This is a genomic window from Actinomadura rifamycini DSM 43936 (assembly GCF_000425065.1).
Lineage (GTDB): Bacteria > Actinomycetota > Actinomycetes > Streptosporangiales > Streptosporangiaceae > Spirillospora > Spirillospora rifamycini.
In genome coordinates this window covers 91,095-116,198 of the sequence record NZ_AULB01000017.1, presented here as the reverse complement: position 1 = coordinate 116,198, position 25,104 = coordinate 91,095, and the positions used below count along the sequence as shown (strand labels likewise).

Annotated in this window: 25 protein-coding genes; 9 read left to right on the top strand and 16 right to left on the bottom strand. The window is 74.0% G+C overall.

Features of this window, described 5'->3' with window-relative positions:
* Window positions 1-24 precede the first annotated feature (24 nt).
* From H505_RS0117615 to pruA, 3 genes are all read right to left on the bottom strand, one after another.
* Window positions 25-1,986 carry an acetoacetate--CoA ligase gene (locus tag H505_RS0117615; protein ID WP_026403050.1) on the bottom strand — a complete coding sequence of 654 codons (1,962 nt, stop codon included), beginning with the start codon at window positions 1,984-1,986 and terminating at the stop codon, window positions 25-27.
* A 253-nt stretch (window positions 1,987-2,239) separates the two neighbouring features.
* Window positions 2,240-2,950: an HAD family hydrolase gene (locus H505_RS0117610; protein ID WP_026403049.1), complete on the bottom strand. Its 711-nt coding sequence runs from the start codon at window positions 2,948-2,950 to the stop codon at window positions 2,240-2,242.
* Window positions 2,951-3,046: 96 nt separating this feature from the next.
* Complete coding sequence (pruA, locus tag H505_RS0117605) at window positions 3,047-4,678, bottom strand: L-glutamate gamma-semialdehyde dehydrogenase (RefSeq protein ID WP_026403048.1); 1,632 nt, start codon at window positions 4,676-4,678, stop codon at window positions 3,047-3,049.
* A 222-nt stretch (window positions 4,679-4,900) separates the two neighbouring features.
* Here pruA and H505_RS49895 point away from each other — a divergent pair, with 222 nt between their 5' ends.
* A complete protein-coding gene (locus H505_RS49895; RefSeq protein ID WP_157433032.1) occupies window positions 4,901-5,074 on the top strand; it encodes a hypothetical protein in 174 nt (57 codons plus the stop codon).
* Between the two features lie 45 nt (window positions 5,075-5,119).
* Here H505_RS49895 and H505_RS42545 read toward each other — a convergent pair whose 3' ends face one another.
* A complete protein-coding gene (locus tag H505_RS42545; RefSeq protein WP_084550399.1) occupies window positions 5,120-6,124 on the bottom strand; it encodes an alpha/beta fold hydrolase in 1,005 nt (334 codons plus the stop codon).
* Window positions 6,117-6,368: a hypothetical protein gene (locus H505_RS42540; protein ID WP_034518443.1), complete on the bottom strand. Its 252-nt coding sequence runs from the start codon at window positions 6,366-6,368 to the stop codon at window positions 6,117-6,119. The genes H505_RS42545 and H505_RS42540 overlap by 8 nt, the downstream gene beginning before the upstream one ends.
* Before the next feature lie 100 nt (window positions 6,369-6,468).
* On the opposite strand from H505_RS42540, the gene H505_RS0117585 reads away from it, so the two are divergent.
* Window positions 6,469-7,068 carry a TetR/AcrR family transcriptional regulator gene (locus tag H505_RS0117585; protein WP_026403047.1) on the top strand — a complete coding sequence of 200 codons (600 nt, stop codon included), beginning with the start codon at window positions 6,469-6,471 and terminating at the stop codon, window positions 7,066-7,068.
* A gap of 39 nt (window positions 7,069-7,107) precedes the next feature.
* Here H505_RS0117585 and H505_RS0117580 read toward each other — a convergent pair whose 3' ends face one another.
* Both H505_RS0117580 and H505_RS0117575 read right to left on the bottom strand, forming a co-directional pair.
* Window positions 7,108-7,614, bottom strand: a complete 507-nt coding sequence (locus H505_RS0117580) for a DUF6912 family protein (RefSeq protein ID WP_026403046.1) — start codon at window positions 7,612-7,614, stop codon at window positions 7,108-7,110.
* A gap of 61 nt (window positions 7,615-7,675) precedes the next feature.
* Complete coding sequence (locus tag H505_RS0117575) at window positions 7,676-8,311, bottom strand: HAD family hydrolase (protein ID WP_034518387.1); 636 nt, start codon at window positions 8,309-8,311, stop codon at window positions 7,676-7,678.
* 82 nt (window positions 8,312-8,393) lie between these two features.
* On the opposite strand from H505_RS0117575, the gene H505_RS0117570 reads away from it, so the two are divergent.
* On the top strand, window positions 8,394-9,590 hold the full coding sequence (locus H505_RS0117570) for an acyl-CoA dehydrogenase family protein (protein WP_026403044.1): 1,197 nt from the start codon (window positions 8,394-8,396) through the stop codon (window positions 9,588-9,590).
* A 93-nt stretch (window positions 9,591-9,683) separates the two neighbouring features.
* Here the strand turns inward: H505_RS0117570 and H505_RS42535 are convergent, their stop codons facing one another.
* Together H505_RS42535 and H505_RS0117560 are read right to left on the bottom strand one after the other, a co-directional pair.
* Window positions 9,684-10,580, bottom strand: a complete 897-nt coding sequence (locus tag H505_RS42535) for an N-acetylmuramic acid 6-phosphate etherase (RefSeq protein WP_034518384.1) — start codon at window positions 10,578-10,580, stop codon at window positions 9,684-9,686.
* Entirely contained in the window at window positions 10,577-11,542 is a 966-nt protein-coding gene (locus H505_RS0117560; protein WP_026403043.1) for a MurR/RpiR family transcriptional regulator, read from the bottom strand. Before H505_RS0117560 ends, H505_RS42535 begins: the two co-directional genes overlap by 4 nt.
* A gap of 152 nt (window positions 11,543-11,694) precedes the next feature.
* Between H505_RS0117560 and H505_RS0117555 the strand changes: the two genes are divergently transcribed.
* Window positions 11,695-12,783 (top strand): BadF/BadG/BcrA/BcrD ATPase family protein, encoded by a 1,089-nt coding sequence (locus H505_RS0117555; protein ID WP_245592553.1) that lies wholly within the window; start codon window positions 11,695-11,697, stop codon window positions 12,781-12,783.
* 91 nt (window positions 12,784-12,874) lie between these two features.
* Window positions 12,875-14,518: a glycoside hydrolase family 3 protein gene (locus H505_RS0117550; RefSeq protein WP_026403041.1), complete on the top strand. Its 1,644-nt coding sequence runs from the start codon at window positions 12,875-12,877 to the stop codon at window positions 14,516-14,518.
* 79 nt (window positions 14,519-14,597) lie between these two features.
* On the opposite strand, the gene ptsP is transcribed toward H505_RS0117550, so the two are convergent.
* The 7 genes from ptsP to nagA all read right to left on the bottom strand — a co-directional run bounded on the left by ptsP (window position 14,598) and on the right by nagA (window position 20,220).
* Entirely contained in the window at window positions 14,598-16,292 is a 1,695-nt protein-coding gene (ptsP, locus tag H505_RS0117545) for a phosphoenolpyruvate--protein phosphotransferase (protein ID WP_026403040.1), read from the bottom strand.
* Window positions 16,285-16,557 (bottom strand): HPr family phosphocarrier protein, encoded by a 273-nt coding sequence (locus H505_RS0117540; protein WP_026403039.1) that lies wholly within the window; start codon window positions 16,555-16,557, stop codon window positions 16,285-16,287. The genes ptsP and H505_RS0117540 overlap by 8 nt, the downstream gene beginning before the upstream one ends.
* Window positions 16,558-16,605: 48 nt before the next feature.
* Entirely contained in the window at window positions 16,606-17,289 is a 684-nt protein-coding gene (locus H505_RS42530; RefSeq protein ID WP_034518377.1) for an HAD family hydrolase, read from the bottom strand.
* The gene (locus H505_RS0117530) at window positions 17,280-17,729 is read right to left on the bottom strand and encodes a PTS sugar transporter subunit IIA (protein WP_026403038.1); all 450 of its coding nucleotides are present in this window, start codon (window positions 17,727-17,729) and stop codon (window positions 17,280-17,282) included. The genes H505_RS42530 and H505_RS0117530 overlap by 10 nt, the downstream gene beginning before the upstream one ends.
* Window positions 17,730-17,784: 55 nt before the next feature.
* Window positions 17,785-18,018 (bottom strand): PTS sugar transporter subunit IIB, encoded by a 234-nt coding sequence (locus H505_RS0117525; protein WP_026403037.1) that lies wholly within the window; start codon window positions 18,016-18,018, stop codon window positions 17,785-17,787.
* A 67-nt stretch (window positions 18,019-18,085) separates the two neighbouring features.
* A complete protein-coding gene (locus H505_RS0117520; protein ID WP_034518375.1) occupies window positions 18,086-19,126 on the bottom strand; it encodes an SIS domain-containing protein in 1,041 nt (346 codons plus the stop codon).
* Window positions 19,123-20,220 carry an N-acetylglucosamine-6-phosphate deacetylase gene (gene nagA / locus H505_RS0117515; protein WP_245592552.1) on the bottom strand — a complete coding sequence of 366 codons (1,098 nt, stop codon included), beginning with the start codon at window positions 20,218-20,220 and terminating at the stop codon, window positions 19,123-19,125. Before nagA ends, H505_RS0117520 begins: the two co-directional genes overlap by 4 nt.
* 222 nt (window positions 20,221-20,442) lie before the next feature.
* On the opposite strand from nagA, the gene H505_RS42525 reads away from it, so the two are divergent.
* The 4 genes from H505_RS42525 (at window position 20,443) to H505_RS47765 (ending at window position 25,074) form a co-directional block, all read left to right on the top strand.
* Complete coding sequence (locus H505_RS42525; RefSeq protein ID WP_051300812.1) at window positions 20,443-21,783, top strand: PTS transporter subunit EIIC; 1,341 nt, start codon at window positions 20,443-20,445, stop codon at window positions 21,781-21,783.
* A gap of 172 nt (window positions 21,784-21,955) precedes the next feature.
* Window positions 21,956-22,693: a GntR family transcriptional regulator gene (locus tag H505_RS0117505; protein ID WP_026403034.1), complete on the top strand. Its 738-nt coding sequence runs from the start codon at window positions 21,956-21,958 to the stop codon at window positions 22,691-22,693.
* A 21-nt stretch (window positions 22,694-22,714) separates the two neighbouring features.
* Entirely contained in the window at window positions 22,715-24,247 is a 1,533-nt protein-coding gene (locus H505_RS42520) for a PTS transporter subunit EIIC (protein WP_084550394.1), read from the top strand.
* Between the two features lie 305 nt (window positions 24,248-24,552).
* Window positions 24,553-25,074: an Rv3235 family protein gene (locus tag H505_RS47765; protein ID WP_051300811.1), complete on the top strand. Its 522-nt coding sequence runs from the start codon at window positions 24,553-24,555 to the stop codon at window positions 25,072-25,074.
* Window positions 25,075-25,104: the final 30 nt, after the last annotated feature.

Here is a 25,104-nt window from a genome sequence, read left to right as displayed (position 1 = left end):
CCTCGCCTTCCGCGGTTCCGCCCGTCAGCGGGTGAAGTGGGCCAGGACCTCCGGGTTGGCCATCGAGTCGCGGTTGGCCGCCTGGTCGACCGGGGTGCCCTGCAGGATCTTGCGGACCGGGACCTCCAGCTTCTTGCCCGACAGGGTCCGCGGGATGCCCGGGACGGCGCGGACCTCGTCGGGGACGTGCCGCGGCGACAGCGCCGAGCGCAGTTCGCGCTTGAGCCGGTTCAGCAGGTCGTCGTCCAGGGACGCGTCCGGCGCGAGCTGCACGTAGAGCAGCAGGCGGCCCTCCTGGCCGAGGCGGCCGGTGTCGATGACGAGGCTGTCGGTGATCTCGTCGAACGCCTCGACGACGCGGTAGAAGTCGGACGTCCCCATGCGGACGCCGCCGCGGTTGAGGGTCGAGTCGGACCGGCCGTAGATGACGCAGCCGCCGTCCGGGAGGATCTTGAGCCAGTCGCCGTGCCGCCAGACGCCCGGGTACATGTCGAAGTACGAGTCGCGGTAGCGGGCGCCGTCCTCGTCGTTCCAGAAGAACACCGGCATCGACGGCATCGGCTCGGTGATCACCAGCTCGCCGACCTCGTCCACCACCGGCTCGCCCTGGTCGCCGAACGCCTCGACCTTGGCGCCGAGGCCGCGGCACTGGATGACCCCGGCGCGCAGCGGCAGCAGCGGGGACGGGCCGACGAAGCCGGTGCACAGGTCGGTGCCGCCGGAGAACGAGCCGAGCAGCAGGTCGCGGCCGACGGCGTCGTACACCCAGGCGAACCCCTCGGGCGGCAGGGGCGACCCCGTGGAGCCGATGCCGCGCAGCGCCGACAGGTCGAGCTCCTCGCCGGGGCGGCGGCCCTCCTTCGCGGAGGCGGTGATGTAGGGGGCGCCGACCCCCATGTAGGTCACGCCGCTGTCGGCGGCGAGCCGCCACAGGTCGAGCGGCGCACCGTCGTACATCACGATCGTGGAACCGGCCAGCAGCCCGCCGACCAGGTAGTTCCACATCATCCAGCCGGTGGTGGTGTACCAGAAGAAGACGTCGCCGGGGCCGAGGTCCTGGTGGAACGACAGGGCCTTGAGGTGTTCGAGGACGACGCCGCCGTGGCCGTGCACGATCGGCTTGGGCAGCCCGGTCGTCCCGGAGGAGTAGACGACCCACAGCGGGTGGTCGAAGGGGACGGGCTCGAACTCGAGGGCGCCGCCGTCGGGGCGGGGCAGGTCGGCGTAGCCCATGCCGACGCGGAACCCGTCGGGGGTCGCGGCCGGGTCGAGGTAGGGGACGAGCACGGTCGCGGCGAGCGTCGGCAGCGCGGCCTCGATCTCGCGGACGGTGTCGCGGCGGTCGAACGTCCTGCCGTTGTAGGCGTAGCCGTCGACGGCGATGAGGACCTTCGGCTCGATCTGCGCGAACCGGTCGATGACCGACGACGAGCCGAAGTCCGGCGAGCAGGACGACCAGATCGCGCCGAGGGACGCGGCGGCGAGGAAGCACACCAGCGCCTCGGGGATGTTCGGCATGTAGGCGGCGACCCGGTCGCCCTTGCCGACGCCGAGGTCGGCGAGGCCCGCGCGGACCTCGGCGACGTGCAGCGCCAGCTCCCGGAAGGACAGCACGCGGTGCCCGCCCGCCTCCGACCGGAAGATCACCGCGGTGTCGTCGGGGGTCTGCTCGGCCCGCCGCAGCGCGTTCGCGGCGTAGTTGAGCGTCGAGCCGGGGAACCAGCGCAGCCCGTCCACCGGCATGGGGCCGCCGGTGCGGACGGGCCCGTCGCCGCGCTCGCCGACGACGTCGAAGTACGTCCAGATCGCGTCCCAGAAGGCGTCGACCTCGGTGACGGACCAGCGCCACAGGTCGTCGTAGGTCTCGGTGAGGACGCCCCGGTCCCACAGCCAGTGGACGAAGTGCGTCACCCGCGCGTTCGCGACGACCTGCTCGGACGGTTCCCAGAGCGGTGCGCCCTCGGCGACGGTGTGCTCACCCGACATCTCTCCACCTTCCCGCCGCGTCCGGCCGCGCGGCGCTCCCCATATTCGCCGCGGGGCCGCACCCGGCGCAACCTCGCCGCCCCGCCCGTCCGGCCGCTCCTTCCGCAGGTCACGCGCAATGCCTGTGGCGCACACACTTCCCGTGCCGGGCATGGCGTCGCGCCCCATGGCCGGGGTTGTCCACAGGGCGGGTTCTCAGTTCCGCGCCGTCCCGGCACCGCGAACACTGGAGCCGACGGAAGGAAGAGACATGTCAGGGACTGGTCAGTTCGGCGACGGCCCGCAGCACGGCACCGGTGTCGGCGAGCGTGGGGAGGACGGCGTCCGCCCCCGCGGACCGCAGCTCCGCCTCCGTGGCGCTCCCGGTCGCGACCGCGACGATCGGCGAGCCGGCGATGTGCGCCGCCTGCACGTCGCGCGGCGAGTCCGCGATGTAGACCGTGGCCCGCTCGGGGAAGGCCGCGCCGTGCCGCTCCCCCGCGCGGGACCGGGCGAGCTCCAGCAGCGCCGCCTTGCTGTAGACGCCGTCCTCGTACCCGCCGGCGTCCAGGTCGAGGTGCCCGGCGAGCCCCAGCTCGGTCACCTTCAGCACCGCGTTCGCCCGGACCGACCCGGTGAGGACCGACTGCACGACGCCGGGCGCCCGCCCCAGAGCGTCCAGGGCCTCCCGCGCGCCCGCGAGCACCCGCCCGTGCTCCCGCAGCCCCGCCCGCCGCGCGGCGAACGCCCGGGTGAGCGCGGCGATGAACGGAGGAAGATGGTCGTCGGTCGTCACGACGTCGTTGAACGCGAGCGTCTCGAACACGATCTCCGACTCGGTGCGCCCCGGGGTGGGCGCGAGCCGCAGCAGCGGCCGCCCGACGGTCGCCTGGAACGCCTCGGCGTACGCCTCGCGGGTGACCCGCCCGACGTCGACCAGCGTGTGGTCGATGTTCCAGAGCACCAGCCGGTTCAGCGTCGACATCCCGTTCCCATGGTCGTCGGAGGAGCGCCCGGGCGTCCCGGGGGCGGTGGGCGCCCTTATCGTCGGGCCTCACGGGCTCTCCTGGCAACCGGGCGGTCAGGGCCCCATGTGCGGGTAGCGGTAGTCCGTCGGCGGGACGAACGACTCCTTGACGACGCGCGCGCTCGTCCAGCGGGTCAGGTTGAACACCGACCCCGCCTTGTCGTTCGTCCCGCTCGCCCGCGCGCCGCCGAACGGCTGCTGCCCGACGACCGAGCCGGTGGGCTTGTCGTTGACGTAGAAGTTCCCCGCGGCGAACCGCAGGCTCTCGGTGGCCGCGGCGATCGCCGCGCGGTCGTCCGCGATGACCGCGCCGGTGAGCCCGTACTCGGAGACGCCCTCCATCTGCCGGAGCACGGCGTCGTAGTCCGCGTCGTCGTAGACGTGCACGCCGAGGATCGGCCCGAAGTACTCGGTGGTGAAGATCTCGTCCTCCGGGTCCGCCGACTCCAGGACCGTCGGCCGCACGAAGTACCCCCGCGAGTCGTCGAGCTCGCCCCCGACGAGGATCTTCATCGAGTCGATCGACCGGGCCCGCTCGATCGCCGCCCGATGCTTGGCGAACGCCCGCTCGTCGATGACGGCCCCCATGAACGTCGACAGGTCGGCCGCGACGTCCCCCATCGTCAGCGACTCCGTCTCGGCGCAGAACTCGTCCCGCAGCCGCCCCCAGACGCTCCGCGGGATGTAGGCCCGCGACGCCGCCGAGCACTTCTGCCCCTGGTACTCGAACGCCCCGCGCACCAGCGCCGTCTTGAGCACCGCCGCGTCGGCCGAGGGGTGGGCGATCACGAAGTCCTTGCCGCCGGTCTCGCCCACGATGCGCGGATACCCCCGGTACCCGGCGATGTTCTCCCCGATGGCCCGCCAGAGCCCCTGGAACGTCGGCACCGACCCCGTGAAGTGCAGCCCCGCCAGATCGGGCTGCCTCAGCGCCACCTCCGACACGGCCCGCCCGTTCCCGGTCACCATGTTGATGACGCCGGGCGGCAGCCCGGCCGCCTCCAGCAGCCGCATGGTGAAGTGCGCGGCCAGCTGCTGCGTCGGCGACGGCTTCCACACCACGACGTTGCCCATCAGTGCGGGCGAGGTCGGCAGGTTCCCCGCGATCGCGGAGAAGTTGAACGGGGTGATCGCCAGCACGAACCCCTCGAGCGGCCGGTACTCCATCCGGTTCCACACGCCCGGCGACGAGAGGGGCTGCATCTCGTGGATCCGCCGGGCGTACGCGACGTTGAACCGCCAGAAGTCGATCAGCTCGCACGCCGCGTCGATCTCGGCCTGCTGCACGGACTTCGACTGCCCGAGGATCGTGGCCGCGTTCAGCGTCGGCCGCCACGGCCCGGCCAGCAGGTCGGCCGCCCGCAGGAAGATCGCCGCCCGGTCGTCGAACGACATCGCCCGCCACGCGGGCGCGGCCTCCCGCGCCGCCGCGATCGCCTCGGCCACGTCGGCCTCCGCGGCGTCCCCCATCCGCCCGAGCACATGCCCGTGGTTGTGCGGCTCGACCACCGCGATGGGCTCTCCCGCGCCCATCCGCCGCGCGCCCCCGATCGTCATCGTCAGCTCGGTCTCGGTCCCGCCGAGCTCCTTGATCCGGGCCTCCAGCGCCGCCCGTTCCGGGCTGCCCGGCGCGTACCCCTTGACCGGCTCGTTCACCGGAACCGGAACGGTGGTGACGGCGTCCATGCGTTGCTCCCGCGATGTCCGACAACTGCGTCGACGTGCCAGTCCCTACCCCTCCGTCCCCACCCCGATGCGTCCCGCCGCACCCCGCCCCGCGCCCACCCCAACCGCCACCCCCGACTCCCCGCACCCGTCCCGCCGGCCCCGCATCCTCCTGCGAAACCAGTACGGGTTCAGGGTCCGGCGGCAGTGCCCAAAAGGCGCCGGAGGCCGCATGATGGCGGTATGAGCGAGCAGAAGCAGCACGGCGAGAAGGCGTCGGACGGGCGGTGGCGGGCTCTGCCGCCGCGCACCCCCCTAGAAGACCTGGTCGCCGTCCAGGAGGTTCCGCCCAAGCCCCAGGTGATCGCCGACGGCGACATCACGAAGGTCGACGAAGCCACCCGGTACCCCGCCTGACCCTCGCCGGTCCTGGGGCCCCGGGGCCCGGGGCCCGGGTGGAGCCTAGAGGCTTCGGGCGAGGACGGCGGCGAGGACGCGGGGGTCCTCGGGGCCGAGGTGAGGCGCGGCGACCGAGCGGACGGCGAAGGGGTTGGACGGGGTGGCCGCGTCCGCTTCGGCGATCATGCGGTCCTGGAGGGCCAAGGGGACGGCCCGGTCGGCGGTGTAGCGGACGTAGGTGCGCGGGATGCGGCCCCAGGTCCGCGGGCGGCCGCGGGCGTCGTCGGTGGAGACGGCGGCCGACTCGTCCGGCTCGAACGTGTTGAGCGCCGCGAGGAAGGCCGCGTCGCTGTACCCGGCGGCCAGCGCCTCCTTCGCGATGGCGATGAACTCGGGGTCGGCCGAGCGCCAGTTGGTGCGGCTGACGCCCAGGTGCTCGGGCGTCGGCACAGCGGGGATCCGCGGCAGCAGGGTCGAGGCGGCTTCCGGTGTCAGGAAGCAGTCCAGGACGCTGCGGAGCCGGACGCAGCAGAACGCCGACAGGTACACGAGCCGCTCGATCAGGTCGGGGACCAGGTTGCCCGCACGGGTGATGGTGGCTCCGCCCATGCTGTGCCCGACGAGAACGACCGGCCCGTGGCGGGCGACGCGGCGCACGATGCGCACCACGTGCCGCACGTTGTCGTCCAGTGTCGTCGCGGCGAGCACCGGCGAGGGCACCGCGGCGAAGGCGGCCGGGTTCTGGGGCGCCTGGTAGGAGCGCGGGAAGTTGCCTTCCGGACCGTGGCCGGGCAGGTCCACCGCCATCGCGCGGTGACCCGCCTCGGCGAGGGCGGCGACCAGCGGCGCGAACGAGTAGGCGTTGCCGTTGGCGCCGTGGACGATCACGAAGGTCGGCCGCCCGCCGCGTCCGGCACGGCGGTCCGCGGCCCCGGCGTGGTCGGCGGTCGCGGCGAGCACGCCCGCGCCGCCGGCACCGGCCAGGACCGCGGCGGCCCGGAGCAGCCGTCGGCGCTCGGGCCGCGGCCGGTCCCCGGCGTACGCGGCATCGTCGTGCCGTTCAGCCATCGGTCTGCTCCCGCCCGTTCGCGTGGTGCCGGGCCAGGGCCCACAGCAGGAGTACGGCACCGGCGGCGCCGAGCAGCAGGTCGGTCCATTCCGGGAGACCGGAGGCGCGGGCGAGTCCGGCCACGCCGAAGGCGGTGTCCCACAGCGTCTGGGTGACGGCGGAACCGAACCCCTGGACGAACAGCAGCGTGCCCAGGATCCAGCGAGCGCTCTGTGAACCGGAACCCTGTTGTCGTCGCCCCATGCGCATATCCCTTCCTCGCTATGCGCGCCGAGTGGTTTCGATGCGCTTGCATCGGAACGTAGCATTGTTCCGATGCGAACGCATCACTTAAACTCGGGGCGTGCCCAGACAGGTGGACCTCGACGGCCGACGCCGCCAGATCGCGCGGGCGGTCTTCGGCCTCATCGCCGAACGCGGCATGGAAGGCGCCACGCTGCGGGACGCCGCGGAACGTGCCGGGGTGTCCATGGGCGCGGTGCAGCGCTGCTTCCCCACCAAGGAGCAGATGGTCGCCTGCGTCATGGAGCACATGCAGCAGCGGATCACCGAACGTGTCCGGGCCCGGGTTCCCGACACCGCCGATCCCGACGCGGCGATGACGACGCTGGAGCACACCCTCGCCGCGACGCTGGCGCTCGACCCGGCGAGCCGGGCCGAGACCAGGGTGTGGCTTGCCTTCACCGCCCAGGCCGCCATCGACCCGGCCGCGGCCGCGGCGCAGCGCGAGCAGTACACCGGCCTGGCCGAACTCATCACCCTGCTCATCGGCGCCGCGCAGACCCACGGCCACGCCCGTCCCGACCTCGACGGCCGTCAGGAAGCCGAAGCGCTGATCACTCTCGCCGACGGGCTGAACATCCAGTTGCTCCTGGGACGGCACACCGCCGAAAGCGCTCGCGCCGCGCTGCACCACCGGCTGGGCGCGCTCCGCACGGGCTGATCTTCCGCAGACACGGCCTCGGCGGCGGCGGCCGCCGCGTCAGAGGAGGTGTTGGAGCTCCTGGGTGGCGTACCAGAGGAGCTCGTGGCCCTCGGCGCCGTCGACGGTGAAGGCGGCGTCGTCGTCGCCGGCGTCGGCGGCCGGGACGGCCGCCGACGCCGCCGCGACGTCGGCCTCGGCGTCCGCGTCGTCCACGTGCCCGGACGCGATCTTCTTCCACGGGACGGGCGACACCAGCCGGACGAGCGACGGATCGTCGTCGTCGATGGCCGCGCCGCCGCGTCCCCACTCGACCGCGCGGTCGGGCATCTCGGCGGCCAGGACGACCCGGCGGCGCGGGGCGGACGGGTCGGCGGCGAGGAGGCGCAGGGACGTGCGGGCCGCGGCGGTCAGCGCCGCGTACTCGAGCTCTTCGGTGTCGCCGCCCGCGTACCACTCGCGGAGCGCGGGCGTCACCGCGTGCGCGGCGAGCGGTGCGGGGCCGATCTCCCGGGATGCGTGGACGCCGGCGAGGAGTGCGAGCGTGCTGGGCAGGTAGACGCGCATGACGGTCGACCAGTCTGCCAGATGCCCGCCGGGCGCCCTCGCGGGACGCACCGGCGGGGGCTCACGGCAGGAGGTCCAGCCCGCGGAGTTCGGCGATGGTCGCCTCGGGGTCGGTGTGCAGGATGCCGCGGATGCCGAGGGCCTCGGCGGCCGCGATGTTGTGCTCGATGTCGTCGATGAAGACGCACTCGGCGGCGTCGAGTTCGATGAGGTCGAGGGCGTGGCGGAAGATGCGCTCGTCGGGCTTGCGCATCCCGACCTCGCACGAGATGACGACGGCGTCGAACAGGTCGGCGAAGAGGTCGCGGGGGTACTCGTTGCCCCAGGAGTTGGACAGGAGGGCGGTGCGGGTCCCGGCGGCGCGGGCGGCGTGCAGGGCCTCGTACATGGGCTCGACCGGGGAGAACGCGCCGAACATGCGGGCGATCAGGCCGGCGGCGGCGACCGGTCCGCCCTCGACGGTGAGCAGTTCGGCGGCGAGGAGCCGCTCGAACTCGGCGGGGTCGAGGGTGCCGTCCTCGAGTCCGTGGATCGGGTTGACGCCGCCGCCGTCGTACGCCTGCTTGACCCAGGCGCGCATCACCGTGCGGTAGCGCTCGGCGTCGATGCGGTCGGCGGCGAGCCACGTGGCGATCGCGTCGTTCAGCGGGGAGGTGAGGACGCCGCCCCAGTCGGTGATTACGGCTTTGACGGTCACGAGGCGATAGTAGGCGATGGTTCGAATCGTGTTCTATGGGGCGGCACGCGGGAACCGAATCGCGTTCTGCAAGACTGCGGGCATGGACTTCGAACTCAGCGCGAAGGCTCGGGAGTACCGGGACAGACTCCAGGAGTTCATGGACGAGCGGGTCTATCCGGCCGAGCCCGTCTACGCGGAGTGGCGTGCGGCGAACGATCCGCACGCGCTGCCGCCGGTGGTCGAGGAACTGAAGGCGGAGGCGCGGGAGCGGGGGCTGTGGAACCTTTTCCTGCCCGACATCTCCGGCCTCTCGAACGTCGAGTACGCGACGCTGGCGGAGCTGACGGGACGGTCTCCCGACCTCGCGCCGGAGGCGGTCAACTGCGCCGCGCCGGACACCGGGAACATGGAAGTCCTGCACATGTTCGGCACCGAGCAGCAGAAGCGGGACTGGCTCGAACCCCTGCTGAACGGCGAGATCCGCAGCGCGTTCGCGATGACCGAGCCCGCGGTGGCCTCGTCGGACGCCACGAACATCACGACCTCGATCGTCCGGGACGGCGACGAGTACGTGATCAACGGCCGCAAGTGGTTCATCACCGGCGCGGCCGACGAGCGCTGCAAGATCTTCGTGGTGATGGGCAAGACGGACCCGGACGGCGCCCCGCACCGGCAGCAGTCGCAGATCCTCGTGCCGCGGGACACCCCGGGCGTCCAGGTGCTCCGGCATCTGCCGGTGTTCGGCTACCAGGACCAGCACGGGCACTCGGAGATCCTGTTCGAGGACGTGCGGGTGCCGGTGTCGAACCTGCTCGCGGAGGAGGGCGACGGGTTCATGATCGCCCAGGCGCGGCTGGGTCCCGGCCGGATCCACCACTGCATGCGGGCGCTCGGGATGGCGGAGCGCGCGCTGGAGCTGATGTGCCGGCGCGCGGTGGACCGGGTGGCGTTCGGCGCTCCGCTCGCGAAGCAGGGGGTCGTGCGGGAGCAGATCGCCGAGTCGCGGATGGCGATCGAGCAGGCGCGGCTGCTGACGCTGAAGACGGCGTGGCTGATCGACCGGGCGGGCGCGAAGGGCGCCCGGTCGGAGATCGCGGCGATCAAGGTGGTGGTGCCGCGCATCGCCCACGAGGTCGTCGACCGGGCGATCCAGGTGCACGGCGGCGCCGGGGTCTCCGACGACACGCCGCTCGCGAGCATGTACACCTGGCTGCGCGCCATGCGGATCTTCGACGGCCCGGACGAGGTGCACGTCCGGACCGTCGCCAGGCAAGAGCTCCGTCGGTACGAGAAGTGAGCACGCGGCCAGTGCGGGGATGACCGCATGCTCCGGGGCGGCTCGCGGCCGGGCCGGGCCCGAGCCGTCCTGGTCACGCGGGAATCGGTGGGGTCAGGCGGATCTCAGTCGTTGCAGCGCCTCCCGGACGCCGCCGTCGGTCTCCTCCAGGACGAGCGTGGCGCGCGCGGCGGGCACCTCGCCGAGGAGGGAGACGAGGGCCACGCGGGTGTTGCCGCCCGCCTCGGCCAGCGCGTTCTCGCAGGTCCGGGCGTCCATGCCGGTCGCCTCGGTGAGGATGCGGACGAGGCGGGCGCGCAGCTTGGCGTTCAGCGCGTTCACGCTGATCATCAGGTTGGAGTAGGTGCGCCCCATCCTGATCATGAGCGTGGTGGAGAAGCTGTTCAGCACCAGCTTGGTGGCGGTGCCCGCCTTCATCCGGGTGGAGCCGCTGATCACCTCCGGGCCGGTGGCGAGGCCGATGTGCACCTCGACCTCATCGCCGTAGGGGGTGTGCGGGTTGCAGCTGATCAGCGCGGTGCGCGCCCCGACGGCGGCGGACGCGCGCAGCGCGCCGACGACGTAGGGGGTGCGGCCGCTCGCCGCGATCCCGATGGCGATGTCGCCGGGCTGGACGTCCCGGGCGTCCCGGGTGCCGAGCTCGGCGTCGTCCTCCACGTCGGAGATGGCCTGGGACAGCGCCCCGGGCCCGCCGGCGTGGTGGGCCACGACGCGGCCCCAGATGCCGAACGTCGGGGGCAGCTCGGCGGCGTCGATCACCGCGAGCCGGCCCGAGGTGCCGGCGCCGAAGTAGTGGACGCGTCCGCCCGCGCGCAGCGAGACGACGGCGAGGTCGACCAGCCGGGCGACCTCGGGGAGGACGGACGCCACCACCATCGGCACCGTCGCGTCCTCGGAGTTGATCAGGCGCAGCACCTCCATGGTCGGCAGCGTGTCGACGTCGAGGGTGCGGGGGTTCCGTCCCTCGGTGGGGAGCTCGCAATCGATCACCGACGCCTCCGGTCGGGTCGCACGGTCCGGCCGCGGACCGCCTCGTACGTGGCTTCGAGGGCCTTGCGGGTCGGCCCGTAGGTGCGCTGCGCCACTCCGACGAAGACGCAGTCGACCACCGTGAGCTGCGCCAGCCGGCTGGCGGTGGCGCCGGAGCGGAAGGTCGTCTCCCTTGCCGCCGTGGTGAGGATCAGGTCGGCCACCTCCGCGATGGGTGATTTGGGGAAGTTGGTCAGCGCCACGGTCGTGACGCCGTTGCTCTTGGCGACCTCCAGTGCGTCGATGGTCTCGACCGTCGCGCCGGTGTGCGAGATGCCGATGGCGACGTCGCCGCTGCCGAGGACGGCCGCGCTGGTCAGCATGATGTGGGCGTCCGCCCACGCGGAGCAGACCCGGCCGATGCGGTGCAGCTTCTGCTGGAAGTCGGCCGCGACGAACGCGCTGGCGCCCACCCCGTAGACGTCGACGCGGTCGGCGGCGACGACGGCGTCGACGACCTGCTCCAGCATCTTGATGTCGAGCTGGGAGGCGGTCTCCTCCACGGCTCGGGCGTCGGCGAAGGTGACCTTCTCGACGATCTGCTCCAGCGAGTCGTCCGGGCTGATGTCGCTGCCGATGACCCGCCCGCCGCTGGCCGTCTGCGCCCGTCCCGCCTCGGTGGCGAGGGTGAGCCGCAGTTCCGGGTAGCCGTGGAACCCGATCGCGCGGCAGAACCGGATGACGGTCGTCTCGGACGTGCCGCAGTTCTGCGCGAGTTCGGTGATGGTGGAGTTGGCGACCCCTTCCGGGTCGTCGATGACGCGTTGCGCGACGCGTCGCTCGGCGGGGGGCAGCGAGGGCAGCAGCGAGCGCACCCGCACCACCGTGCTGAGCGGCGTCGGGTCCTTGCCCGGCGCCTCGTCCCCGGGTGCACCGGGCGCCGCCCCCGTGCCCCCCGGCTCGGGTCCGATGGGTTTCCTCATGCAAGAAAGTTTCTTACGCTCACATTGTCGCGTCAACGGTAGAAAAGGCTACGGTTCGCCATGTGTTGACCCATTTGGCCGGTCCGTATGTGGTCGGTATAGACGCGGGTGGCACGAAGACCCGCTGTGTCGTACTGACCCTCGGGGGAGCCTTGGCCGGTTCCGGCACCGGCCCCGGGGCCAACCCCAACTCCGGTGGAGACACCGCCGGGGCGCTGCGCACCGCCCTGAGCGAGGCGCTCGGAGACCTGGACCGCACCCACGTGCTCACCGGCGTCTTCGGGATCGCCGGCGCCGGCTCCGCCGGGCGGCCCGCGGCGGTGACGGCCGCCCGGCGCGCCTGGCAGGCCCTGGGCCTGCGCGGCTCCCCCGCGGTGGTGACCGACATCGCGGTGGCGTTCGCCGCCGGGACCAGCCGTTCCAAAGGGATCGTCGTGTTCTCCGGCACCGGGGCCGGGGCGGCGGTGATCAGCGACGGGACGATCGTGCAGCGCGCGGACGGCTACGGCTTCCTCGTCGGGGACGAGGGGTCGGCGGTGTGGCTCGGCAAGGAGGCCGTGCGGGCGGCGCTCGCCGCCTACGACGGCCGCGGCTCCCCCACCCTGCTCACCGACTCGGTGCCGCGCGCGCTGCTCGGCCCGTCGGTCGTCGCGCAGATCGACGCGGCGCGGCGGCGGCAGCACCGCCCGCACCGGCACCTCGCGATGGCGCACTCCGCGCACGGCGTCGCGGCGCCGTGCGCCCCGCACGGGTCGCCGCAGTCCGCGACGCTCCCGGCGGGCGGCGGGACGGCCGTGCTGGTGCACGAGGCGGTCCCGGCGCCGGCCGGTCCGTGCTCGGCGGGGCCGTCCGGGCACCCGGAGCACCCCGGCACCCCGCCCAACCCGCAGCTCGCGCAGGCGATCATCAAAGAGGTCTACGGCCGCCCGGCGTCCGCGCTGGGCCGCCTCGGGCCGGTCGTCGCCGCCGCCGCGGCCGCGGGCGACCCGGTCGCGAAGCGGATCACCGAGGAGGCCGCCGCGTCGCTGCTGCGGGACGTCGACGCCGTGCGGCCCGCGCTCGCGGACCCGGCCGCGCCCGTCGTCATGCACGGCTCGGTGCTCCGCGAGGGCCCGGTGGCGGACGCCGTCCGCACCGGGCTGCGGCACCGGTTCGCCGAAGCGCCGCGCAGCGCGGGCGACGGGGCGGTCGGCGCGGCGGGCCTCGCGCTGCGTAGGCTGGGGCATCCCCTCCCCAACTGATGGGTTCCCCGCCATGTCCCGTCGCATCTCCGCGCCGCGGCTACCCTGTGACGACGATCGAACCGCAGACCACGTCGGGGGGCATGGTCAGGTGCGCATTCCACGGATTCCGCTCGCGCTCGCGGCGGCGCTCGCGCTCGGCGCGTCGGCGCTGGCCGGGTGCAGTGACGGCGACGGCCGGACGGACGGGCGCGGCGGGGCGGACGCGTCCGCGCCGGCGCGCCCGTCCGCACCGCCGCCGGACGCCTGGATCCCCGGGCACGTCGCGAAGATGAGCGTGCGGGAGAAGGTCGGGCAGCTGTTCGTCCCGACGTTCGCGAGCCGCGCCGACGCGCTGCGCACGATCCGCCGGTACCACGTGGGCGGGCTGATCTACTTCCCGGAGAACTTCGGCTCCCCGGAGGAGACGGCCGCGCAGTCGAACGCGCTGCAGAAGGCGTCGAAGATCCCGCTGGTGCTGGGCGTGGACGAGGAGCAGGGCATCGTCACCCGCACCCCGTTCATCACCCGGTTCCCCGGCAACATGGCGCTGGGCGCGACGGCCGACCCGGCGCAGGCCCGCGCCGCGGCGCGCGTCACGGGCGCCGAGCTGCGCGCCGTCGGGATCAACCTCGACTACGCGCCCGTCGCGGACGTCAACGTGAACCCGCGGAACCCCGTCATCGGCGTCCGCTCCTTCGGGTCCGACCCGGCGCGGGTGTCGCGGATGGTGACCGGGGCCGTCCGGGGCTACCAGGACGCGGGCGTCGCGGCCGTCGCCAAGCACTTCCCGGGCCACGGCGACACCGCGACCGACAGCCACACGGGCCTGCCGGTGATCGGGCACGACCCGGACACGTGGCGGAAGGTCGACGCGCCGCCGTTCGAGGCCGCCATCGCCGCCGGGGTCGACGCGATCATGACGGCGCACATCGAGGTGCCGAAGCTGGACGGCTCGGGCGACCCGGCGACGCTGTCGCGGAACGTGCTGACCGGGCTGCTGCGCGAGCGGCTCGGCTACGACGGCGTGATCACGACCGACTCGCTGCGGATGGAGGGCGTCCGGACGAAGTACGGCGACGGGGCCGTCGCGGTGCGGGCCGTCCAGGCGGGCGCCGACCAGCTCCTGATGCCGCCGGACCTGCCGGAGGCGCACGGGGCGGTGGTGGCGGCCGTCCGGTCCGGGAAGATCACCGAGCAGCGGCTGGACGCGTCGGTCACCCGGATCCTGCGGCTCAAGCAGCGCCGCGGGCTGTTCGGGCAGGCGCAGGCCGACCCGGCGAAGGCCGCGTCGGTCGTGGGCGGCCCGCAGCACGAGGCGACCGCGCGGCAGGTCGCGGAGCGGGCGGTCACGGTCGTCGTGAACAAGGGCGGCGTGCTGCCGCTGAAGGGGCGGACGGTCGCGGTGACCGGGCCGAAGGCCGAGGCGCTCGCGGGCGCGCTGCGCGCCCAGGGCGTCCGGACGGCGGCGCCCGGCTCGGCGGACGTGACGGTGCTGACCACGGACGACGCCGGCGCGGCGACGGCCGCGCGGGTGCGGGCGCTCGGCGGGAAGCCGGTGGTCGTGGCCGCGCTCGGCAGCCCCTACGACCTGGACTCGGCGGGCGGCGCCGCCGCCGCGGTGGCCGCGTACTCGTCCGGGACGGAGTCGCTGCGGGGCCTCGCGCGGGTGCTCGCGGGCACCGCGAACCCGACCGGCAAGCTCCCGGTCCCGGCCGGCGGCCAGCCGGTCGGGCACGGGCTGGCCTACGGCTAGGACGCCCCGGAACGGCGACGGCCGCCGGGGCGGGCGCCCCGGCGGCCGAACACGTGCGGCACATGCGGCACGCGGAACCTCAGATGCCCAGCTCGTCCAGTCCGGGGAGGAGTCCGCGGGCCAGGTCGCGCGCCTGCGCCGCGGTGCGCCCGGTGCGCGCCGCCGCGGCGGCCTCCCGGCACTGGTCGAGGGTGTGCCGGGCCAGCGCGGCCCGCACCAGCGGCAGGGACGGCGCGCTCATCGACAGCGACGTCACGCCGAGCCCGACCAGCACGCAGGCGAGCGCCGGGTCGCCCGCGGCCTCCCCGCACACCCCGCACGGGACGCCCGCGCCGGCCGCCGGGGCGACCAGGTCGAGGACGGCGGGCTGCCACGGGTCCTGGAGGTGGGCGAGGCCGCCGATCTGCCGGTCGGCGGCGCACGCGTACTGCGTCAGGTCGTTGGTGCCGACGCTGAAGAACGCGACCTCGGACGCCAGGTCGCGGGCCCGCAGCGCGGCGGCGGGCACCTCGATCATGACGCCGGGGACCTCGATGCCGGCCTTGCCGCACTCGCGGGCGAAGAACGCCGCCTCCGCCGCGTCCGTCACCATCGGCGCCATGACCTGCAGCTTCGCGGTCGTCCCGGTGGACGCGCGGGCGAGCGCGCGCAGCTGCGCGGCGAGCACGTCGGGGTGCCGCAGCGACATCCGCAGGCCCCGCTCGCCGAGCGCCGGGTTCGGCTCCTCGCCGGGCGGCGGCAGGAACGCGAGGGGCTTGTCGGCGCCGGCGTCCAGCGTCCGGACGACCACGCGGCCCTCCGGGAACGCCTCCAGCACCTTCCGGTACGCCTCCTCCTGCTCGGCGTCGGACGGCGGCGCCGCCCGGTCGAGGAACAGGAACTCGGTGCGGTACAGGCCGACGCCCTCGGCGCCGTTCGCGACCGCCGCCTCCACGTCCTTCGGGCCGCCGATGTTCGCCAGCAGCGGCACCCGGTGCCCGTCCTTCGTCGCCCCCGGCCCGGACGACTCGGCCAGCGCGGACGCGCGGGCCGCCGCGGCGGCGCGGGCGGCGGCGACCTCGTCGTCGGACGGGTCCGGACGGACGGTGCCCGCGGCGCCGTCGACGAGCACCGGGGTGCCGTCGGCCAGTTCCGTCGCGCCCGGCAGGGCCACGACGGCGGGCACGCCCATCGTCCGGGCGATGATCGCGGTGTGGCTGGTCGGGCCGCCCTCCTCCGTCACGAACGCGACGACCCGCGCGGGGTCGAGGACGGCGGTGTCGGCGGGCGCCAGGTCGCGGGCGACGAGCACGAACGGCTCGTCCGACTCCGGCACCCCCGGCATCGGGAGCCCCAGCAGCCGCGCGATCGTCCGGTCCCGGATGTCGTCCAGGTCGGTGACGCGGGCGGCGAGGTAGTCGCCCGCGCCCGCGAGCACCTCCCGGTAGACGCCGAACGCCTCGAACACCGCGCGGGCGGCGGCCGTCCCCTCGCCGGTCTTGGCGCGGACGCCGTCGGCGAGGCCCGGGTCGCGGGCCATGAGCGCCTGCGCGTTCAGCACGTCCCGCCCGTCGGTGTTGCCGGCCTCGGCGGCGCGGGCGCCCCGCTCCTCCAGGTCGGCGGCGACGGCTTCGAGCGCGCCGAGGGCGACCGCGTTCTCGGCCTCCGCGTCGCCCCCGTGCCGCGCCCCGGCGTCCGGTTCCGGCACCGCGCCGGCGATGCCGCGGACCGGGCCGAACCCGACACCCGGGCTGACGCCCGCGCCCCGCAGCGCGCCGGGCGCGCCCTCAGGCACCTTCCGGCTCCGGCGTGGACAGGAGCGCCTCCAGGCTGTCGAGCAGCGCGTCGGCGTCCTCCCCCTCGGCGGAGATCACGACCTCCTCGCCGTGCCGGGCGTCCAGGCCCAGCACCGCGAGGATGCTCTTGGCGTTCACCGGGTCGCCGCCGCGCTTGGCGACGGTCACGTTCATGGGGGCCTTCGCCGCGGTCTGCACGAACAGCGCGGCGGGACGCGCGTGCAGGCCCACCTTCGACTCGATCCTCACATTGCGCTCGCTCACAGCACACTCCTCACCGGAACGCCTCGTTCCTTTCGGGTCGCGCGGTCATCACGTTCGCGCGCCGGCGGCCGGCACGCGCAGCGCGGGCCCCGGCGCGACGTTCACTCGTTCCAGGTCGGCGACCACGTGGTCGGCCGCGGCGAGCGCCGCGGCCGGCTGGGTCGTGGTGATGCCGACGCAGGTCATCCCCGCGGCCTTGACCGCCGCGACGCCGGCCGGGGCGTCCTCGAAGCCGATCGCCGCGCCCGGCGGCACCCCGAGGTCGCGGGCCGCCGCCAGGTACCCCTCCGGGTGCGGCTTGCCGGTCGCGACGTCCCCGGCGGTCAGCACGATGTCCAGCAGGTCGCGGATGCCGAGGAAGTCCAGCAGCCCCTCGGCGTACCCGCGCTGCCCGGACGTCACGACGGCCAGCGGCAGCCCCGCGCCCGCCATCGCCCGGACGAGCTCGACCGCCCCCGCGACGGGCGCGGGCGGCGGCATCCCGGGCAGCGACTCGTAGGAGACCGCCTCATCGAACAGCTCCTCGGCCGTCCGGCCCGGGAACAGGTGCAGCAGGTCGGTCAGCACCTCCAGGCCGCGGCGCCCCGCGAACGACGCGATCAGCGCCTCGTCGTGCGGGACGCCGTGCGACGCGAACAGCTTCCGCCACATGACGCGGTTGCGGGGCTCGCTGTCGATCAGCGTGCCGTCGAGGTCGAACACCGCGGCGCGGAGCGGGATCTCTACCGCCATGTGAAGAGCTCGGCCCCCTTCGCCACCTCGCCGGTCTCCACGACGTCCGACAGCGCGCCGTCGCCCGCGTCCAGCGCCACCACGGCGCAGACCGGGGAGCGGCCGCCCGCCTCGATCACCGCCGGGTTCCAGCCGACCAGCGGCTGCCCGGCGGTCACCTCGTCGCCCTCGGCGGCGAGCAGCTCGAAGCCCTCGCCCTTCAGCTTGACGGTGTCGATGCCGAGATGCACGAGGACGCCGTGGCCCTCGGCGTCCACCACGACGTACGCGTGGGGGTGCATCTTCACGATCTTCCCGGTGACGGGGGCGATCGCCTGGCCGGGGCCGCGCTCGGGATCGACCGCGGTGCCCGGTCCGACCATCGCCTGCGCGAACACCGGGTCGGGCACCCCGGCCAGGCCGACGGCGCGGCCGGACACCGGGGACAGTACTCGGGTCATGTGGGGCCCCTTGTCGTTCGTTCAGCCTCGCTCGTTCCGCCTTCGCCGGGACGCGTCAGTCGAGGATGTCCTCGATGTCGCTGGCGATCGTGTCGGCCTCCGGCCCCACCACGACCTGCACGACCGTGCCGCTCTTCATCACGCCGAACGCGCCGGCCGCCTTCAGCGCCGCCTCGTCGACCTTGCCGGGGTCGGAGACCTCCGTGCGCAGCCGCGTCGCGCACGGCTCGATCTCCTCGATGTTGTCGGCGCCGCCCAGCGCGGCGACGATCGCCTCGGCCTTGTCCATGTCGTCTCTCCTCGGTCCGGGGTGGGCTGGACCCTCTGGTGAAGGGGTCTTCAGGGGTGCCGGTGGCTCAGGTCGTCTGAGTCACCTTGTTGAGGCCGCGCGGCACGTCCGGGTCGAGCCCGAGACGGCGCGCCAGGTTCTCGACCAGGATCTGGCCGGGGACGATCAGGCCCAGCGGCGCCACCCACTCGGGCAGGGCGGGGCCGGGGAGCGCCGCCGTGCACGCGCCGGCCAGGCCCGCACCGCCGCCGACGCCGTACGCGGGCGCCCCCGCGCCCCGCACGCGCTCGGCGAGCGCGATCGTCCCGGGCAGCGTGGGGCCGGAGTCGGCGGCGACGAGCAGCGCGGGCGTCCGCGCGTCCACGACCGCGATCGGGCCGTGCAGCAGGTCCGCGTACGACAGGCCCATCGCGTGCAGGTAGCACGCTTCCTTGATCTTCAGCGCGAGCTCCAGCGCGGTGCCGAACGCGATCCCCCGCCCGGACACGACCGCCCCGGAGACGCCCGCCAGGTCGTCCACGATCCGCGGCAGCGCCTCGGCCGCCTCGGTCGCCGCGATCAGCCCCGCGATCTCGTCGGGGACGCGGCGCAGGTCGTCCTCCGCGACGTCCGCGCCGAGGCCGAGCGCGAGGACGGACAGGGCCACGAGCTGCGTCGTGTACGTCTTGGTCGCCGGGACGGCCTTCTCGTCGCCGGCCCGCGTGATCAGCGCGACCTCGGCGGCCTCCGCCAGCGGGGAGCCCTCGCCGTTGGTGACCGCCACGGTGCGGGCGCCGCCGGCGGCGGCCCACTCCAGCGTCTCGACGATCTCCTCGGTCTTGCCGGACTGGCTGATCGCGACCGCGAGGACGCCCGACAGGTCCAGCCTCCGCCGGTAGGTCGTCGCGATCGACGGCGCGGCCAGCGTCGCCAGCCGGCCCGCGTGCGACTCCACCAGGTACCGCCCGTACACGGCCGCGTTGTCCGACGAGCCGCGCGCGATGAACAGCACCTGCCGCGTTTCCGCCGCCAGCTTCGCGATGTCGGCGGTGCGCGGCAGCAGCGCGTCGATCGTCCGGCGCAGCGCGTCCGGCTGCTGGCCGATTTCGGCGCGCATGAGGCTGGTCATGAATCCCCTCCGAAGACTTTCTGCCCGTTGATCCAGGTCGTACGCGCCCGGTGGTCCGGGCCGAGGTGCACCAGGTCCGCGACCGCCCCGGGGGCGATGCGGCCGAGGTCGGCGCGGCCGATCAGGTCCGCGGGGACGCGCGTGGCGGCGTCCACGGCCGCGGCCGGGTCGACGCCGATCGCGACCGCGTTGCCGACCGCGTCGTCCAGCCGCAGGCCCGACCCCGCGATCGTCCCGTCGGCGCGCAGCGGCGGGCCCTCCGCGGGCATCGTGATCGGCTCGCCGCCGAGGTCGTAGGTGCCGGGGGGCATCCCGGCGGACGACGCCGCGTCGGTGACCAGGACCGTCCGTCCGGCGGCGGCGCGGAACACGAGCCGCGCGGCCGTCGCGGACACGTGGTGCAGGTCGAGGATGAGCCCGGGGCTGAGCCGGTCGTCGACCAGCGCCTGCGCGGCGACGCCCGGGGCGCGGTGGTGCACGCCGGACTGGGCGTTGAAGATGTGCGTGACCTTGCGGGCGCCCGCGTCGGCGGCGGCGGCGACCTGCTCGGCCGTCGCGTCGCTGTGCCCGACGCTGACCAGGACGCCCGCGTCGGTGAGCGCGCGGACCGCGTCGAGGGCCCCGGCGCGCTCGGGCGCGAGGGTCACCAGCTTGACCAGGCCCGTCTCGAGGAGCGTCGCGATCGCCTCGGGCGACGGGTCGGTGATGAAGTCGGCATTGTGCGCGCCCTTGCGCTTCTCCGACAGGAACGGGCCCTCCAGGTGGACGCCCAGGACGCGCGTGCCGTCGGGGAGGCGGGGCAGCAGCTCGCGGACGCGGCGCAGCGCCTCCGCCTGCGTCGCGACGGGTGCGGTGATGAACGTGGGGAGGAACGACGTCACGCCGGTCTCGGGGAGGCGCGACACGACCGTCCGCCAGCCGTCCTCGTCGGCGTCGACCATGTCGTACCCGAAGAAGCCGTTCACCTGGAGGTCGACGAGGCCGGGGGCCAGCAGGCCGTCGCGCAGCTCGACGTCGGGCGTCCCGTCCGGGCGGCCCTCGCCCACCTCCGCGATCAGGCCGTTCTCGACCCGGACGTATCCCGGGGAGAGCACGCGGGTAGGACCATCGGCAGGGGTGGTGATCATGCTTTCGGCCGTGATCAGTAGTGACATCTCTGCGCACTCTCCGTGACGCGGTGATCGCTGGTCGTCGCCTCCGGCGACTGGTCTAGTCCGGACTAGACCAGTCAGCACCATACTGCACGAATCGGATGCATCTAAAGATGTCGGCCCGAACTCCTCCCATCGGGCCCAGCTCGGGGAGGTCATCGGCGCATGAGTACGGCAACCGCCACCGGCGACGGCGGCTCCGGCGACGGCGGGGTGCGCCGCGCCTGGTCGGCGGCGTTCGGCGTGCTGCAGCGCATCGGGCGCAGCCTCATGCTGCCGATCGCCGTCCTGCCCGCCGCCGGCATCCTGCTCCGCCTCGGCCAGCCCGACCTGCTCGGCGCGGACGGCCTCGGCTGGGACCGCGTCGCGGAGGTGTTCGCCGCCGCGGGCGGCGCCCTGCTCGACAACCTCGCGATCCTGTTCGCCGTCGGCGTCGCCATCGGGTTCGCGAAGAAGTCCGACGGCTCCACCGCCCTCGCCGCCGTCGTCGCCTACCTGGTGTTCGACCGCGTCTCGAAGGTGATGTTCGCGCACACCGACGAGCTGCGCGCGTCCGTCGTCCAGAAGGTGCAGCAGGAGGACGGGTCGCTGGAGGAGACCGTCGCGTACGGGCTGCAGAACCCGACGCAGGTCCTCGGCGGCATCGTCGTGGGGATCATGGTCGCGCTGCTCTACCAGCGGTTCTACCGGGTGAAGCTCCCGTCGTGGCTCGCGTTCTTCGGCGGGCGCCGGTTCGTCCCGATCGTCAGCGCGGGCGGCGCGCTGCTGCTCGGCGTCGTCTTCGGGTTCGTGTGGCCGGCGCTCGGCGGCTGGATCAACGACTTCGGCGACTGGCTCACCGGCGCGGGCGCCGTCGGCGCCGGGCTGTACGGCGTCGCGAACCGCCTGCTGCTGCCGTTCGGCCTGCACCACATCCTGAACTCGCTGATCTGGTTCGTCTTCGGCACCTACCGGGAGCCCGACGGCGACGTCGTCCACGGCGAGATCAACCGGTACCTCGCGGGCGACCCGGACGCGGGGACGTTCCTCGCGGGGTTCTTCCCCGTGCTGATGTTCGGCCTGCCCGGCGCCGCCCTCGCCATCTGGCGGGCCGCGCCCCCGCACCGCCGCCCCGCGGTCGGCGGCATCATGATCTCCGCCGCGCTCACCGCGTTCGTCACCGGCGTCACCGAGCCCATCGAGTTCTCGTTCATGTTCGTGGCGCCCGTCCTGTACGCGATCCACGTCGTGCTGACCGGCGTCTCGATGGGCGTGCTCGCCGCCCTCGACGCCCAGCTCGGGTTCAGCTTCTCCGCCGGGCTCATCGACCTGCTGCTCAACGCCACCAAGAGCAACACCCGCCACCTGTGGCTGATCATCGGGGCGGGGGTGCTGTACTTCTTCCTCTACTACGCGATCTTCTATTTCGTGATCAAGCGGTTCGACCTGCCGACGCCCGGACGGGAGCCGGAAGAGGACACCCCGCCGGAGTCCCGACCGGACGCCCCGCCCAAGCGAGCCCGCTGACCTGCGAGAACGCCGATCTTGCCCGGGATCCCTCGTGATCGTCCCGTTATCTTTTCGTGCATTGACACGTGTTTCGTCCTTGTGGTCTAGTCCGGCCTAGACCAGTCCGAAACCGACGCAAAGCCGAACACTCCGACGATCATCGATCCGGCTCCGGCCATCGAGGACCCCCGTGACCATCGATCCGCACAGTCCCGTCCCGAAGTACTTCCAGCTCCGCGCGATCCTCCTCGACCTCATCGAGAGCGCGGAGCTGCCCGTGGACGCCCCCATCCCTTCGGAACGCGAACTGTGCGCCCGGTACGAGCTGTCCCGCATGACCGTCCGGCAGGGGGTCGACCAGCTCGTCACCGAGGGACGCCTCTACCGCGTCCCCGGCAAGGGCACGTTCGTCGCCCGCCCCAAGATCGAGATGCCGCTGCGGCTGGTGTCGTTCACCGAGGACATGCTGGCCCGGGGCCTGCGCCCCGGCGCCGTCGACCTCGACCGCCGCACCGCCCCCGCCGACGCGCACCTCGCCCGCGTCTTCGGCGTCGAGACCGGCACGCCCGTCCACATCATCGAGCGGCTGCGCACCGCCGACGGCGAGCCGATGGCCCTCGAACGCGCCCACATCCTCGCGTCCCTGGCCCCCGACCTGCTCGACCGGCGGCTCGCCGACCGCTCCCTGTACGGCGTCCTCGAAGCCGTCTACGGCATCGTCTTCGACGCCGGCGACCAGACCATCGACGCCGGCCTCGCCGACGCCGCCGACGCCCGGAACCTGCAGATCGCCAAGGGCAGCGCCGTCCTGCTCCTGCAACGCCGCTCCTACACCGGAGGCGTGTGCGCCGAACTGGGCGTGTCGACCTACAGAGCGGACCGCTACCAGATCCACACGGCCCTCGGACACCCCCCGCCGAACTCCTAAACCCCCAAGGAGGAACCCCCGATGACAGCGACAACCGCGGACTCGGCGCCACGCCGAGGGTCGAGTGTGCTGGCGGTGCTCCAGCGCATCGGCCGCAGCCTCATGCTGCCGATCGCCGTCCTGCCCGCCGCCGCGCTGCTGCTGCGCTTCGGCCAGGCCGACATGCTCGGCGCGGACGGCCTCGGCTGGGACCGCGTCGCCGAAGTCTTCGCCGCCGCGGGCGGGGCGCTGCTCGACAACCTCGCCCTGCTGTTCGCGGTCGGCGTGGCGATCGGCTTCGCCAAGAAGTCCGACGGCTCCACCGCCCTCGCCGCCGTGGTCGGCTACCTCGTCTTCGACCGCGTCACCAAGGTGATGTTCTCGCACTCCGGCGAACTGGAGGGCAGCGTCGTCATCACCAAGGTGGCGGACGGCGCGGAGACCCAGGCCATCGACTGGGGCGCCAAGAACCCGACCCAGGTGCTCGGCGGCATCCTCATCGGCCTCCTCGCCGCCGTCCTCTACCAGCGGTTCTACCGGATCAAGCTGCCGACGTGGCTCGCGTTCTTCGGCGGGCGCCGGTTCGTCCCGATCGTCACCGCGGGCGCCGCGCTCGTGCTCGGCGTCGTCATCGGGTTCGCCTGGCCCATCCTCGGCGGCTGGCTCACCGACTTCGGCGACTGGATCACCGGGGCGGGCGCGGCCGGCGCCGGCATCTACGGCGTCATCAACCGCCTCCTGCTGCCCTTCGGCCTGCACCACATCCCGAACTCGCTGATCTGGTTCGTGTTCGGCGAGTACCAGACGGCCGACGGCGGCGTCGCCACCGGCGAGATCAACCGGTACCTCGCCGGGGACCCGGACGCGGGCGGCTTCCTCGCCGGGTTCTTCCCCGTGCTGATGTTCGGCCTCCCGGGCGCCGCGCTCGCCATGTGGCACGCCGCGCCCAAGCACCGCCGCCCGGCGGTCGGCGGCATCATGATCTCCGCCGCGCTCACCGCGTTCGTCACCGGCGTCACCGAGCCCATCGAGTTCGCGTTCATGTTCGTCGCGCCGCTGCTGTACGGCGTGCACGTCGTCCTGACCGGCATCTCGATGGCGATCCTCGAGGCCGCCGGAGCGCAGCTCGGGTTCGGCTTCTCCGCGGGCCTCATCGACCTGCTGCTGAACGCCCGGAAGGACAACACCGAAGGACTGCTGCTCATCATCGGGATGGGCGTCCTGTACTTCATCTTGTACTACGTCATCTTCAGGTTCCTGATCGTGCGGTTCAACATCCCGACGCCGGGCCGCGAGCCGGAGGGCGAGGAGTCGGTCGCCGCCGACCCCGCCGCCGACCCGGAGACGGCCGGGGCCGCCGCCAAGCCCAAGGGCAAGGCGCGCAAGGGCGCGGCCGCCGCGGCGGCGCCCGCCGGCGACGGCGGGACGCAGACGGCGGTCGCCGACGACGGCGGCTCGTCGGGCGACGCCCCGGCGGGTGACGCCGGATCGTCCGGTGACGCCGGCTCGTCCGGTGACTCGGGCGGCGGTGGCGGCGACGCCGGTTCGTCGCCGGACACCCCGTCCGGCAACTGAAACATCCCCCGGACGGCCGGCCCATCGGCCGTCCGGCCCCGCGAGTCCCGGCTCCCGCACCCCATCGGGACTCACCCCCGCGGAGGCGGGGCGCCCACCCGGCGCCCCGCCTCCGCCCCTTTTCCCGTGCGCCCCCATGCAGGCGGCAGGGCACGCGGGGGCGTCACCTCACCCGCGTCGCGAAGTCGCTCCGTGGGCGCGCCCGGGGCGGAAAATACGCGTCCGACCGCATCCGGCCACGGCGTATCAACCGGAGTGTCCGGCGCCTCCCTTTCTCGGCAGCACCCGAGCAGGAGGTCCCCCCGATGAGCCATCGCCCGAACCCGAGCCGCCGCACCGCCGCGGACCGCCGACCGGACGCGCCCGCGATCGTCCGCATCAGCCGGTACCGCGACTCCCCCGGGACGGACGGCGCCCTCGCGCTCGCCCGGGTCCCCGGCGTCCAGGCGGCCGAGAGCCCGCTGCGGATCGTCCGGCCCGGCGACGACACCGAGAGCGAACTGCGCAGGATCGCGGACACGGCCGTGCTGATGGTCGCCGAGACCCTCGCCGGGATCCGGCCGCCCGCCCGGCTCACCCTCATCGCCGTCCCGGAGGTGTGCCGCGCCCTGGACGCCCGCCGCGCGACCCCGCCGGCGCGGCGCGTCGCCCCGCCGCGCGTCGTCCCGCCGCGCGTCCTCGCCACCTGGCTGCAGCGGCCCGCGCCGGCGGCGGCCGAGACGGGCGCCGTCATCGCCCTCGCGGGCCGCGTCCACGCCCTGGCGCTGCGGCTGGAGCACCTGCGCGGCCGGTGGCGCTGCACCGCCGTCGAGACCACCGCGTTCTAGGACGGGCACGCGAACGGCCCCCGGGAGAAC